Annotated in this window: 14 protein-coding genes and 1 tRNA gene; 7 read left to right on the top strand and 8 right to left on the bottom strand. The window is 69.8% G+C overall.

All coding sequences use genetic code 11. The features are described 5' to 3' along the window. The first annotated feature begins 10 nt into the window (after positions 1 to 10). Positions 11 to 84, top strand: a tRNA-Gly gene (locus BLQ03_RS01030). Between the two features lie 41 nt (positions 85 to 125). Here BLQ03_RS01030 and BLQ03_RS01025 read toward each other — a convergent pair. Further along, positions 126 to 650 carry a hypothetical protein gene (locus tag BLQ03_RS01025; protein WP_090751737.1) on the bottom strand — a complete coding sequence of 175 codons (525 nt, stop codon included), beginning with the start codon at positions 648 to 650 and terminating at the stop codon, positions 126 to 128. 325 nt (positions 651 to 975) lie between these two features. Here BLQ03_RS01025 and BLQ03_RS01020 point away from each other — a divergent pair, with 325 nt between their 5' ends. Both BLQ03_RS01020 and truA read left to right on the top strand, forming a co-directional pair. Next, complete coding sequence (locus tag BLQ03_RS01020; RefSeq protein WP_090751735.1) at positions 976 to 1938, top strand: 5-bromo-4-chloroindolyl phosphate hydrolysis family protein; 963 nt, start codon at positions 976 to 978, stop codon at positions 1936 to 1938. A 4-nt stretch (positions 1939 to 1942) separates the two neighbouring features. Then, a complete protein-coding gene (gene truA, locus BLQ03_RS01015; RefSeq protein WP_090751733.1) occupies positions 1943 to 2740 on the top strand; it encodes a tRNA pseudouridine(38-40) synthase TruA in 798 nt (265 codons plus the stop codon). On the opposite strand, the gene BLQ03_RS01010 is transcribed toward truA, so the two are convergent. Continuing rightward, a complete protein-coding gene (locus BLQ03_RS01010) occupies positions 2712 to 3338 on the bottom strand; it encodes a sugar transferase (protein ID WP_175558741.1) in 627 nt (208 codons plus the stop codon). The two genes, truA and BLQ03_RS01010, sit on opposite strands and share 29 nt — an antisense overlap. Positions 3339 to 3626: 288 nt before the next feature. Between BLQ03_RS01010 and BLQ03_RS01005 the strand changes: the two genes are divergently transcribed. The 4 genes from BLQ03_RS01005 to BLQ03_RS00990 all read left to right on the top strand — a co-directional run bounded on the left by BLQ03_RS01005 (position 3627) and on the right by BLQ03_RS00990 (position 5892). Continuing rightward, a complete protein-coding gene (locus tag BLQ03_RS01005; protein ID WP_090751729.1) occupies positions 3627 to 4082 on the top strand; it encodes a universal stress protein in 456 nt (151 codons plus the stop codon). A gap of 73 nt (positions 4083 to 4155) precedes the next feature. Next, complete coding sequence (locus tag BLQ03_RS01000; RefSeq protein ID WP_090752108.1) at positions 4156 to 4719, top strand: NifU family protein; 564 nt, start codon at positions 4156 to 4158, stop codon at positions 4717 to 4719. Further along, positions 4712 to 5467 carry a tRNA (adenosine(37)-N6)-threonylcarbamoyltransferase complex dimerization subunit type 1 TsaB gene (gene tsaB, locus BLQ03_RS00995; RefSeq protein ID WP_090751727.1) on the top strand — a complete coding sequence of 252 codons (756 nt, stop codon included), beginning with the start codon at positions 4712 to 4714 and terminating at the stop codon, positions 5465 to 5467. The genes BLQ03_RS01000 and tsaB overlap by 8 nt, the downstream gene beginning before the upstream one ends. Beyond that, positions 5464 to 5892 carry a GNAT family N-acetyltransferase gene (locus tag BLQ03_RS00990; protein WP_090751724.1) on the top strand — a complete coding sequence of 143 codons (429 nt, stop codon included), beginning with the start codon at positions 5464 to 5466 and terminating at the stop codon, positions 5890 to 5892. Before tsaB ends, BLQ03_RS00990 begins: the two co-directional genes overlap by 4 nt. Positions 5893 to 6080: 188 nt before the next feature. Here BLQ03_RS00990 and BLQ03_RS00985 read toward each other — a convergent pair whose 3' ends face one another. The 6 genes from BLQ03_RS00985 to motA all read right to left on the bottom strand — a co-directional run bounded on the left by BLQ03_RS00985 (position 6081) and on the right by motA (position 11756). Then, on the bottom strand, positions 6081 to 6464 hold the full coding sequence (locus tag BLQ03_RS00985) for a hypothetical protein (protein WP_090751722.1): 384 nt from the start codon (positions 6462 to 6464) through the stop codon (positions 6081 to 6083). A gap of 256 nt (positions 6465 to 6720) precedes the next feature. Next, positions 6721 to 7815: a flagellar type III secretion system protein FlhB gene (gene flhB, locus BLQ03_RS00980; RefSeq protein WP_090751720.1), complete on the bottom strand. Its 1095-nt coding sequence runs from the start codon at positions 7813 to 7815 to the stop codon at positions 6721 to 6723. Continuing rightward, the gene (locus BLQ03_RS00975; protein WP_090751718.1) at positions 7812 to 8558 is read right to left on the bottom strand and encodes a flagellar biosynthetic protein FliR; all 747 of its coding nucleotides are present in this window, start codon (positions 8556 to 8558) and stop codon (positions 7812 to 7814) included. Before BLQ03_RS00975 ends, flhB begins: the two co-directional genes overlap by 4 nt. Further along, positions 8555 to 10633, bottom strand: coding sequence for a flagellar biosynthesis protein FlhA (locus BLQ03_RS00970; RefSeq protein ID WP_090751716.1), 2079 nt, complete (start codon positions 10631 to 10633; stop codon positions 8555 to 8557). Before BLQ03_RS00970 ends, BLQ03_RS00975 begins: the two co-directional genes overlap by 4 nt. Further along, entirely contained in the window at positions 10630 to 10893 is a 264-nt protein-coding gene (locus tag BLQ03_RS00965; protein ID WP_090751713.1) for a hypothetical protein, read from the bottom strand. The genes BLQ03_RS00970 and BLQ03_RS00965 overlap by 4 nt, the downstream gene beginning before the upstream one ends. Then, positions 10890 to 11756 (bottom strand): flagellar motor stator protein MotA, encoded by an 867-nt coding sequence (motA, locus tag BLQ03_RS00960; RefSeq protein WP_090751711.1) that lies wholly within the window; start codon positions 11754 to 11756, stop codon positions 10890 to 10892. Before motA ends, BLQ03_RS00965 begins: the two co-directional genes overlap by 4 nt.

The following is an 11756-nucleotide window of genomic DNA, read 5'->3' as shown; positions in this document are numbered from 1 at the left end:
TGCCCGTCATGCGGGTGTAGCTCAATGGTAGAGCAGCAGCCTTCCAAGCTGAATACGTGGGTTCGATTCCCATCACCCGCTCCAATCCCCTTTCTTGTCGGCAGGCGCCGTGAAGCGCAGGCCCTCTAGGCGGAAGGACGCTTCCGCAGGCGCTGCCGGATCGACAGGCCGAGAAGGCCCGGGAAAACCAGGCAGACCGCTGCGGACAGAAGCGACCTTTCGTTGACCAGCCCATAGAAGATCCCGACCCCGGCGCTGGCCAGCACCACCGCGACCAAGCCCGCCAGGCCGGGCGAGAGGCGGCGGCAGATTCCCTGCGCCAGCAGGAAGCAGAGGGCGGCGTTCCCGGCCAGCCACAGGCGGCTGAGCCCGCCCAGCGGCATCTTGAAGGGCGCGGGCAGCCAGACCTGCCCGAAGCCCACCGAGGGCGACAGCGCATCGCAGATCAGGTGGACGTACAGCCCGATCAGCGCCCCGGCCGTGGGCATCAGCCCGATCCTGCGGCGGAAAAGGAAGGGGATGAGTGCGGGCAGCGCCGAATGCGTCAGGATCGAGCGGTGGTGCAGCAGCGACAGAAGCATCAGGTCCACGTCCGGCACGGCCAGGAACAGGCAGGCGATGGCGGCAAGGACGGCTGTGCGCCAGATCAAGGGGACACCTGCAGGTCGCGGTTTGCGTGAAGCGAAGGGCAACTCGCCCGGGACAACCGCGCGCGCAAGGCGGATGTTCCTGATTCCGGCCTGCCTGCCACGCAGGCCTGCGCCTTTTCCCGTGCCGCGCCCCGGAACGGGCGGGCCGCTGCGGGGTTGACCGGGCGACCGCCCCCGTGCGACCGCAAGAGCGGCCACCGCCGAAACGCCGATCCGCCGAAAGATCATGCCATGTCCCGTCCCGCCGCGCAGCGCCTGTCCTTCTTCCTTCTGATGGGGGTGACGCTTTACGCCTCGCTCTTCGGCGCGGGCTGAGGGCGGGATCATGGCGAAACGGTTCGGCGGCAAGTATTCCCCCAACGCGGGCCGGGCGGACAATGCCCCGCCCGCGCGTCCCGCGCCGGGCGAGGTGCGCCACCCGCATGAAGGGCGGACCAAGTGGATCACCTTCATGGCCTCGCCCTTCCTGCTGACGGCCTTCTTCCAGGGCGATCCGGTTGTGATGGCCACAAGCCTTGCCGGCTTCGGCATCACCGCAGGCGCGATGTGGATGACGCGCGAAGGCCTGCAGGCCGAGGCCGCCTATGACGCGCGCCGCGTGGCGCGCCGCCCGGCGATCCCGCGCAAGCTGTTCGGCGGCGTGCTGACGGGCCTCGGACTGGCCGTGGGCTCGGCCGAGCCGGGCGCGCTGGGGGGCGCGCTGGCCATCGGCTTCACCGGCTCGATCCTGCACTGGCTGACCTTTGGCCCGGACCCGATGAGCGACAAGGGGATGGAGGGCGTGGACAGCTTCCAGCAGGACCGCGCGTCCCGCATGGTCGAGGAGGCGGAAAAGCATCTGGCCGGCATCACCGACGCGATCAAGCGGGTGGACGACCGGCGGCTGGAAGCGCGGGTGGGGATGTTCGCCGCGACCGCGCGGCACCTGTTTGACGGGGTGGAACAGAACCCCGGCGCGCTGGCCGCGGCCCGCCGCTACCTGGGCGTCTACCTGATCGGCGCCCGTGACGCGACGGTCAAGTTCGTCGATCTTTACGCCCGCACCCGCGATGAAGGCGCCCGGGCGCAATACGAGGCCTTGCTGGGTGATCTGGAAGCCGGTTTCCAAGCCGTGACCCAGCGGCTGCACCAGGGCGGGCGCACCGACATGGACATCGAGATCCAGGTCCTGCGCGACCGCCTGGCTCGCGAGGGTGTCCGCCCGCCCGAGGGCGCCCTGCTGGAGGATCGCAGCGAGCAGACCGCGGACGAGCTGTTCCGCATCCCCGAGAACCTTCGCCGCCGCTAGTCCCATGCCGCGCTTCGCGCTGAAGATCGAATATGACGGCGGACCCTTCGCCGGCTGGCAGGCGCAGGCCGAGCTGCCCTCGGTCCAGGGCGCGGTCGAGCGCGCGCTGGCCGCGCTCGACCCCGGCTTTCGCGCGGGCGCCCGGATCGCGGCGGCGGGGCGGACGGATGCGGGTGTTCATGCGACGGGGCAGGTGGCCCATGCCGACCTAGAACGCGACTGGGACCCTTTCCGGCTGTCCGAGGCGCTGAACTGGCACCTCAAGCCCGCTCCGGTCGCGATCCTTGCCGCCGCACGTGTGGACGATGACTTCCATGCCCGCTTCTCGGCCCAAGGACGGCGCTACCTGTTCCGCCTGCTGTCCCGCCGGGCGCCTGCGACCCATGACCGGGGCCGCGTGTGGCAGGTCGTTCATCCTTTGAACGTTCAGGCGATGCGGGACGGCGCGGCGCATCTGGTCGGGCGGCATGACTTCACAACCTTCCGCTCGACCATGTGCCAGGCGGCCAGTCCGGTGAAGACGCTGGACTGCATCGCCATCGAGGAGATCGCGGTCCCGCATGGCGCGGAATACCGCTTTCACCTTTCCGCGCGGTCCTTCCTGCACAACCAGGTCCGGTCCATCGTGGGCACGCTGGAGCGGGTGGGCGCCGGCGCCTGGGCGCCTGACCGGGTGCGCAAGGCGCTTGAGGCGCGCGACCGCGCGGCCTGCGGGCCGGTCTGCCCGCCGCAGGGGTTGTATCTGGTCGGGGCGGACTACCCGGCGGACCCGTTCAGCGGCGCCGCTTCCAGCCGGGGATGATCACCGTCATCACGGTATTGAGGATGATCCACAGGTCCAGGGCCAGCGTCCGGCGCTGCTGGTAGATCAGGTCCAGCCGCAGCTTCGTGGGCAGGCAGCGCCGGTAATAGGCGGCCTCGGTCGCCTCGGGCGAATGGCAGCGCGCCATGATCCGGTCCTCATGCCCGTGATAGATCAGCGTGGCGAGGCCCGTGACGCCCGGCCGCGTCCGCAGCACCTGGGCATAGCGGCGAGGGAAGCGCTCGACATATTCGCGCAGGGGTGGGCGGGGGCCGACGAAGCTCATGTCGCCCTTGAGGATGTTGAACAGCTGCGGCAGCTCGTCGATGCGCGTGCGGCGCAGGATGCAGCCGAGCCGCGTGATCCGCCAGGCCTTGTGGGCGCCGGTCGCGCCCGCGTCTTCCTTGACGGCGGTCATGGTGCGGAACTTGATCAGCCGGAACGCCCGGTCGGACGCCCGCATCCGTTCCGAGACGTAGAAGATCGGCCGCCCCTCGGCCACCAGCAAGAGGCCGGCCACCACCAGCATGACAAGTGACAGCGGCACCAGCAGCAGCAGCGCCAGGGTCACGTCGAACAGCCGCTTGCCGAGGGTCATCCCCACGGCAGGCGCACGGCCCGCACGCCGTGACGCGATCAGCCCCGCGTCGCGCGCCAGGGGGGCGGCGAAGGAGGCAAGACCGATCTGTTCGCTGTTCCAGTCGTGTTGGACCGTCACTCGCCCTGCCACCTTTGGTTGGTCATGCTGGGGACACTGCCCGCGGTTAGCATAGTGGGGGTTCAATGCAAGTGCAGCAAACCCCTTTCCTTCGGGGGTTGAGAAGCTGATGCAGTTTTGCGACTCTGACCGGCAGGAATTGGCCGATGGCACCGAAGGGGCGGGACGATGCGCAAGTTTCTGGTCGTGCTGGACGACAGCAAGGAGTGCCTGAACGCCATCCGCTATGCCGCCCTGAGGGCTGCCAACACCGGCGGCGCGGTGCAGGTGCTGGCTGTCATCCCAGCCAGCGAGATCCAGCACGGCTTCGGTGTGGCCGAGGTCATGCGCGCCGAGGCGCGCGAGCGGATCGAGCAGCAGTTCGAGGTTTTCGCCAAGTGGATGCGCGACCGCCCCGGCGTCGAGCCCGAGCTGGTCGTGCGCGAGGGCGATCCGGGGGGCGAGCTGATCGCCCAGATCAGCGGCGACCCCGAGATCGCCATCGTCGTGCTGGCCGCGGCCTCGGACAGCGGCGGCCCCGGTCCCCTCGTCACGCGGCTGATGCGCGAGATGACCACGCTGCCCTGTCCGCTGACCATCGTGCCCGGCGACATCTCGCGCGAGCGGCTGGAGCAGATCACCTGACAGGTGCCGAAGGACCGCCAGCCTTGACTTGGGGGCCGCCGCGACCATATCGGACCTGACCGAGGAGCACCCGATGTTCATTCAGACCGAGACCACCCCGAACCCCGCCACGTTGAAGTTCCTGCCCGGCGAGACCGTGCTGGGCAGCGGCACCGCCGACTTCCCGACGCCCGAGGGCGCGGTGGCCAGCCCGCTTGCGCGCCGCATCTTCGCGGTGCCCGGCGTCACGGCCGTGTTCCTAGGGTCGGATTTCGTGACCGTGACCAAGTCCGACGCGGCGATCTGGGACCAGATCAAGCCGTCGATCCTGGGTGCGATCATGGACCACTACCAGTCCGGCGACGCCGTGATGCCGGGGGCCGCCGCAACCCAGGCCAGCGCGCATGCCGCCCATGACGGCCCCGACGCCGAGATCGTGGGCCAGATCAAGGAATTGCTGGACACCCGCGTCCGCCCGGCCGTGGCCCAGGACGGCGGCGACATCACCTTCCACGGCTTCGACCGGGGCGTAGTCTACCTGCACATGCAGGGCGCCTGCGCGGGCTGTCCGTCCTCGACCCTGACGCTGAAGATGGGGATCGAGAACCTGCTGCGCCACTACATCCCCGAGGTGGTCGAGGTGCGCCCCGTTGCCTGACCCTCTCTGGGTGCTTGGCTTTGATACGTCGGCCGCGCATTGCGCGGCCGCTGTCGTTTGCGGCGACCGCGTCCTGGCCGAACGCGCCGAGCCCATGACCAAGGGCCAGGCCGAGCGGCTGTTTCCCCTGCTGGAAGAACTGCTGGCCGAGGCGGGCCTGGTGTGGTCCGACCTCGACGCGATCGGCGTGGGTGTGGGCCCCGGCAACTTCACCGGCGTGCGCATCTCGGTCGCCGCCGCGCGCGGGCTGGCGCTGTCGCTGGGCATTCCGGCGATCGGCGTCAGCGCGACCGAGGCGGCCGCCTGCGGCGCACCCCGCCCCTGCCGGGCCGTGGTCCCGCTGCGCGGGAACGAGGTCGTGTGGGAGGACTTCGGTTCCCGGGACAGCGCGGGCCTGCAGGACGGGTTCACGGCACGCGAGGACGTCAAGGCTGACTGGCCCCATGCTGCGCCTTCTCAGGACGGAAACCACGCGAGTCAGGCCCGTGCCTCCGGTCCCCGGCTGGGCATGATCGACGATCTTCCACCGGGTCCGCCCGACTGCGCCCCTCTCCATCCCGTCGCGGTCGCCATCGCGCGGATTGCCCATGAGCGTAGGACTGAGGGTCTTGCAGGGACGGCGGACAAGGGCGCCCCCCTCAGCAGAACCCGCAACGCCGCGCCTCCGGGCTTGCGCCCCGCGCCCCTTTACCTGCGTCCGGCCGATGCCGCGCCGCCTCGCGACCCGGCACCCGTGATCCTGCGATGAGCGGCGGTTCCGCGACGGGGCCCAAGCAACTCGCCGCGTTGCACGGCCGGTGCTTCGTGACGCCGCGTCCCTGGACCGCAACCGAGTTCGAAGGGCTGCTGTCTGCGCCCGGCTGCGTCCTGCTGACGGCAGCTGACGGCTTTCTCCTTGGCCGGATTGCGGGGGGTGAGGCCGAGCTTCTGACCCTTGCCGTTGCCCCCGAGGCGCGCCGCGCGGGCCAGGGCCGGGCTCTGGTCGGCCGATTCCTTGAGCAATGCCAAGCCCAGGGCGCCGAGGCCGCCTTTCTGGAGGTTGCCTCGGATAACGCCGCCGCCCTTGCACTTTACCGCCGGACGGGGTGGGAGGCAGTCGGCCGCCGCCCCCGATACTATGCCCCCGGAATCGATGCCGTGGTGATGCGGCACGGGCTGGGCCGGGCCGCGTGACGGTCCATTCCGGACCGCCTTGGAAGGTGGAACGCGCCTGATCAGCCATCCGAGCTGCAGCGCGGCGAGGCAGCGCTGGTGCCTTGCCTTCGATCCTCCTGGTGCCCCTGCGGGACCTCACTGCTTGCAAGGTCCATCATCTGGCACAGGCGCCGGTTCCTGCGCATGCCGGCCCGCAGGCTCTCCTGTCACCAGCGCCTGCGCTCTGCCTCTGTTTTCTCCTGCTCCAAGACCTGCCGCTGCACCTGCAGCAGCGCTTCCGCCCGCCCGAAGGTCAGAAGGGCGGCACGATGGGCCGCGTCGAGGCCCGGTTTCATCCGCGCCAGCGCCGCCTCGCTGCGCTGCGCCTCTCCGGCGCGATAGGCGACCAGCGCGGTGGTCAGCCGCCACTGGCCCAGCGCATCGGAAACCGGAGTGGCGATTGCCTCGGCCAGTTCGGCCCGGATACCCTCGACCTGCCGCTGCATGGCGTCGGCATGGGCGCGATAGGCCGAATAGCGCCGCAGGTCCGCATCGGCCTTCAGCCGCGCGATCCGCGCCAGCTTGCCGAGCTGATCGGCCTTGCGGCTCATCTTCCGGTTCCCGCGACAGGCGAACGGACGCGCGCAACCGTGCCCGCCCTTTGATCGACGCGCAAAGGCGCGAGGCAGGCCAGATGTCCTCTCCAGCGCGTCTGGCCAACCCAACGGGCGTACCGGCTGAACGTCTTCCGGCGCGCACGCTCCCAACTCCCGAAAGCAGTGCCGCACCCGCCGCAAGCAGGTTCCATCCTCCGGGCTTGCCTCTCCCAACCGGTATTAGGAGCAGGGCAGAGTTCCCCCTTGCCCATCATCGCGCCGCCCCTTCGAGAGCGCCGTCATAGCCGCGCCGCGCCTTGGCGCGCATCGCCTCCGCAAAGCGGATGGCGGCGGCGACGGGACCGAACTCGGTCCGCGGGATCTCGTCGCCGATCCTGACGGTTGCGTGCAGGGCACGGGCGCAGGGCGGGTCGGACCAGATCGGCACCCTGTGGTCGCGGGCGCGCTGGCGGATGCGGGCCGCGACCTCGTCCACGCCCTTGGCGAGGCACACCGGCGCCCGGCCGCTGCCCCGCTTCCATTCCAGCGCGACCGCGTAATGCGTCGGATTCACGATCACCACGTCGGCGCGTTCCACATCCGCCAGCATTGAGCCCAAGGCCAGATCGACCGCCTTCTGCCGCCGCGCGGCCTTGAGATGGGGATCGCCCTCGCTGTCCTTGTGCTCGTCCTCGACCTCTTTCCGGGTCATGCGGTTGCGGCGGCGGTGATCGAGATGCTTCCACAGCAGATCGATCACCGCGAAAACCGCTGCCACGGCCAGCGCCAGCAGCAGCACCTGCCGGATCAAAAGGGGCAGCGCCTCGATCCAGGCCGTGGCGCCCATGTTCGCTGCCTGCGCGATGCTGCGGCCCAAGGTGGAAAACAGCAGCACGCCCCCCAGCGTGACGCCGCAGAGCTTGGCGAGCGAGATCGCAAAGCTCACCAGCCCGGTCTTGCCGAACTTCTGGCCCGCATTCCTGAACGGGTCGATCCGCTTGAGATCGGGGGCGAGGCGCGACGGCGTGAAGACAAGCCCGCGCTGCGCCAGCAGCCCCGCCACCACCAGTGCGGCCGGAACCAGTGCGGCGCCCAGCACGGCTGCTCCCGACAGAAGGCCCAAGGACCGTGCCGCGGCCTCGGCGCCATCGGGCAGGGGCTCGGCACCCATCAGCCGCTCGGCCATGCCGAGCCAAGCCGGCACCACCGCCGCCATGCCCATGATAAAGGCACCGAAGATCCCTAGGTAGGCCAGCGCCGTCGTGGCCTCGGTCGAGCGCGGGATGTCGCCCTGCTCGCGGGCCTTCCGCAGCTTCTGCTCGCTCGGCTCGTGCTGGCGGTCGTCCTTGTCCTCGCCGCCGCTCATCGCAGCCCCGGCAGGTCGACGGACAGGACGGCATCGGCCCAGATCGCCAGCAGCGCCGGCGTCAGCAGGGCCAGCGCCACCAGTGCGAGCCCGATCGCGGCGGGTGCGGCCACGAAGACGACGGGCATGGCGGGCATGACCCGAGAGACCACGCCCGAGAGCATCTGGAACAGAAGCCCGCCCAGCACGAAGGGCGAGGCGATCAGCAGCGCCAGGGTGAAGCCATGGACGACCAGGGTCAGGAAGGCGGGCCACACCTGCGCGATCTGAGGCCAGAGCCCCGCGGGCTTCAGCACGAAGCTGTCGGTCAGAAGCTGGCAGACCAGCACCGGCAGCCCCAGCGCCATCAGCAGCGCCATGCCTGCCATGTGCATGAGGTTGCCGATGGGATGGGGCGGCATGTCCTCGGAAATCCCCAGCATCGCCGACATCGAGGCGCTTTGCGTCAGCGCCGTCGAGGCCACGTCGAGCGCCATGGCGACCACCCGCACCATGAGGCCGAGCGCCAGCCCCGCCACGATCTCGGCCGCGACCAGGGCCACGAGTTGCAGCGGCGCGGGCAGGGGCCCGGGTCGGGCAGCGCCCGCGTAAAGGGGCGTCAGCGCCATGGCAGCGGCCACGCGGATGCGAACGGGGATCATCCGCTCGCCCAGGCCCGGCATCGCCAGCAGGCAGGCCTGGATGCGCGCGTAAACCAGCAGCAGCGGCATCAGCCAGGGAAGAAGACCCGGGTCCAGCGTCATGGCTCGACCGAGCCCACCAGCCGGACGCGGGCCTGCGGGTCGACCTCCTCGAGGCCGAGCACCGGCCAGGAGAGACCCGCGCCCGCCGCCACCGCGCGGACCAACCGGCGGCGGTGGTCGGGGACGACCAGCGCTGGCTGGGCCCCGGGCGGCAGGCCGGCGGCGGCGAGGCGCAGCTTCTCGGTCAGGCGCTGCATCAGCGGCGGGGTCACGGCACCAGCGGCGCGGCCCGGCTCGGATTCGGCGCGCAGGAACTCGGCCTCCCACCCCGGATGCAGTTGCAGGACGTCCAGTTGCCCGTCGGGGTCCGTCAGCGCCTCGGTGATCTGGCCGCGCAGGCGCCGACGGACGAACTCGGCGGCAATCTCGGGGTCGGGCGAGCGGCTTTCATGGATGCCTTCCACGATCAGCGCGAGGTTTCGGATCGAGATGCGGTCCTCAAGCAGCAGGCGCAGCACGGACAAAAGCTGCTCGGGCGCGACCTTGTCGGGAATCAGGCTGTCGAAGACGCGCTGGTATCCCTGCGCCCGCGTTTCGTCCGACAACGCGCGCAGTTCCTGCATCAGCCGCTGCATCGAGCCAAGGGTCAGCAGCGCGGGCATCTGTGACTTGACGGTTTCCATGAGGTGGGTGGACAGGACCTCCATCGGCGTCACGACGCTGGCGCCGGCAATGGCGGCCTCGTCCTGGTGCGAGGGGGCGATCCAGCGGGCGGGGCTGTCGTAGACGGGCTCGCGTGTCCGTTCGCCCGGGATGTCGGCCAGGATGTCTTCGGAGCCGAGCGCAAGGATCTGGTGCGGGTTCAGCCGTCCGCGCGCGCGCACCACGCCGTGGACACGGATGACATAGTCGCCGCCGCCCATGCCGATCGCGTCGGTGATCCGCACCTCGGGCAGGATGATGCCGTAGCTGCGGGCGATGTGGATGCGCAGGTTGTTGATCCGCCCGCCGAGGCCCCGCGCCGGGTCGAGCGCGGCGGCGATGAGGTCCGCGCCGATTTCCACGCAGATCTCGTCGGTATCCAGCACGTCGCCGATGCGAGGGCGCGCCTCCTGCGCGGGCAGGGCGGCGGCCTTGCTGTCCTCGGGTGTCGGGGCCGGGCGGGTAGCGTTGCGCCAAGCGAACCAGCCGGCGACGGCGGCGATCCCCAAGAACATCAGCGTGGGCATCCCCGGCACGAAGCCCAGTACGGCCATCGCGCCCGCGGCCAGCGCCGGGGCGTGCCAGTTCTCCGCCAGTTGCTGGGACAGCAGGTCTGCCGTCGACTCGGTCGATCCGCCGCGCGACAGCAGCAGCGCCGCCGCCATCGAGGTGATGAGCGCGGGGACCTGCGTGACCAGCCCGTCGCCGATGGTCAGTTGCGAGTAGGTGGACAGCGCCTCACCCGCCGGCATCCCGTGGGAAATCAGGCCCACGCCCAAGCCCACGAAGAAGTTGACGGCGGTGATCAGCAGCCCTGCGATGGCGTCGCCCTTGACGAACTTGGACGCGCCGTCGAGCGATCCGTAGAAACTGATCTCGCGCTGATCCTGAAGACGGCGGCGCTTGGCCTCGTCATGGGTGATCGCACCCGAGTTCAGGTCGCCGTCGATGGCGAGCTGCTTGCCCGGCAGCGAATCGAGCGCGAAGCGCGCCGAGACCTCGGCCATCCGCCCCGAGCCCTTGGTGATCACCATGAAGTTCACGATCGAGATGACGGCAAAGACCGTGATTCCGACCATCAGCGAGCCGCCCGCGACGAATTGCGCGAAGCCGTTGATGACCTCGCCCGCAGCAACCGGGCCGGTATGCCCCTCGGTCAGGATCAGGCGCGTCGAGGAGACGTTCAGCGACAGCCGGATCACCAGCGACAGCAGCAGCATCACCGGAAAGGCCTGGAAGTCGGTGGGCTTGTGGACGACGCTGGCCATGACGAGGATCAGCACCGACGTGGCGATCGACAGCGCGATCCCGGCATCCAGCAGCGCGGCCGGGATCGGGATCACCATCGACATCACCACCAGCACCAGCACGCCTGTGATGGCAAGCGGCTTGGCCGAGGCCCCGAGCCCCTCGGCGGGCGCCACCGCGGTCATTTTCCACCCTCGGTCTCGGCGGGGCCTGCGGGCGAGATCACCCAGTCCACCGGCATCACCACGTCCGCCAGAAAGCCCGCGCGGCGCAAATAGACGATCACCAGCAGCCGCTGGTCGGGGGGCAGGGCCTGCAGCCGGACGGGAAAGTCGGGGGCAAGCTCCTCTCCGGCCAGCAGGCGCGCGGTCGCGTCATCGACAAAGGCGGCCGCGGCGGGGCTGAGCGCCTGGGCGGCGGCAAGGGCAAGAGCCGCCAGCATCATGCGGCCTTCTTCATCTCGCGCAGCGCGCTTTCGACCTCGGTGAAGCTCGGGCGCAGGTGCTCGGGCGCGGCTTGGCGGCCCACCTCGACGCAGAGGTTCGTCGCGTGCTGGTGCAGCCCCGCGATCAGCACCGATTTGATGACCTCGTAGAAGGCGAGGTCCTGCTTCATCACCGCTGCCAGCCGCTGCGACAAGGGCGCGACCAGTCCATAGGCGAGGAAGACGCCCAGGAAGGTGCCGACCAGCGCGCCGCCGATCATGCCGCCCAGCACCTCGGGCGGCTGGTCGATCGCCCCCATGGTCTTGATGACGCCCAGCACGGCCGCGACGATCCCCAGCGCGGGCAGGGCGTCGGCCATGTTCTGCAGCGCGTGCGGGACATGCATCGCCTCTTCCTTCATCAGGGCGATGCGGCGGGCGAGCATGTCCTCGACCTGGTAGGGGTCGTCGTAGTTGAGGCTGGCCGAGCGCATCGTGTCGGTGATCAGCGTCACCGCGTTCTCATCTGCTAGAATCGCGGGATAGGCCTGAAAGATTGCGGACCCCTGCGGATTCTCGACATGCTCTTCCAGCGCCACGGGGTTCGAGCGCGCGATCTTGAGCAGCTGGAACAGCAGGCACAGCATCTGCGTGTTGTCGGCCTCGTGCCAGCGCGGCCCCTTGAAGGCGCGCAGGATGCCCGGAACCGTGTGCTTCAGGGTCGCGCCGTCGTTCGACAGCAGGTACGACCCCACCGCCGCGCCGCCGATCATCATCATCTCGAAGGGCAGCGAATGGGTGATCACCGCCATCTTGCCGCCGGCGAGGATATAGCCGCCGAAGACCATGGCGAAGGTCAGGACGATGCCGATGATGCCGAACAT

The sequence above is a fragment of the Paracoccus chinensis genome (genome assembly GCF_900102885.1).
Classification (GTDB): Bacteria; Pseudomonadota; Alphaproteobacteria; order Rhodobacterales; family Rhodobacteraceae; genus Paracoccus; species Paracoccus chinensis.
This window is presented reverse-complemented; position numbering and strand designations above follow the sequence as displayed.

Bases quoted from the DNA above. Each gene is read 5' to 3' on its own strand.
- BLQ03_RS00990 (WP_090751724.1), top strand. From the start codon at position 5,464: ATGAGCGGCGGTTCCGCGACGGGGCCCAAGCAACTCGCCGCGTTGCAC.
- BLQ03_RS01005 (WP_090751729.1), top strand. From the start codon at position 3,627: ATGCGCAAGTTTCTGGTCGTGCTGGACGACAGCAAGGAGTGCCTGAAC.
- BLQ03_RS01010 (WP_175558741.1), bottom strand. From the start codon at position 3,338: ATGACCCTCGGCAAGCGGCTGTTCGACGTGACCCTGGCGCTGCTGCTG.
- BLQ03_RS00965 (WP_090751713.1), bottom strand. From the start codon at position 10,893: ATGATGCTGGCGGCTCTTGCCCTTGCCGCCGCCCAGGCGCTCAGCCCC.
- BLQ03_RS01000 (WP_090752108.1), top strand. From the start codon at position 4,156: ATGTTCATTCAGACCGAGACCACCCCGAACCCCGCCACGTTGAAGTTC.
- BLQ03_RS00985 (WP_090751722.1), bottom strand. From the start codon at position 6,464: ATGAGCCGCAAGGCCGATCAGCTCGGCAAGCTGGCGCGGATCGCGCGG.
- BLQ03_RS01020 (WP_090751735.1), top strand. From the start codon at position 976: ATGGCGAAACGGTTCGGCGGCAAGTATTCCCCCAACGCGGGCCGGGCG.
- motA (WP_090751711.1), bottom strand. From the start codon at position 11,756: ATGTTCGGCATCATCGGCATCGTCCTGACCTTCGCCATGGTCTTCGGC.
- flhB (WP_090751720.1), bottom strand. From the start codon at position 7,815: ATGAGCGGCGGCGAGGACAAGGACGACCGCCAGCACGAGCCGAGCGAG.
- BLQ03_RS00975 (WP_090751718.1), bottom strand. From the start codon at position 8,558: ATGACGCTGGACCCGGGTCTTCTTCCCTGGCTGATGCCGCTGCTGCTG.
- BLQ03_RS00970 (WP_090751716.1), bottom strand. From the start codon at position 10,633: ATGACCGCGGTGGCGCCCGCCGAGGGGCTCGGGGCCTCGGCCAAGCCG.
- truA (WP_090751733.1), top strand. From the start codon at position 1,943: ATGCCGCGCTTCGCGCTGAAGATCGAATATGACGGCGGACCCTTCGCC.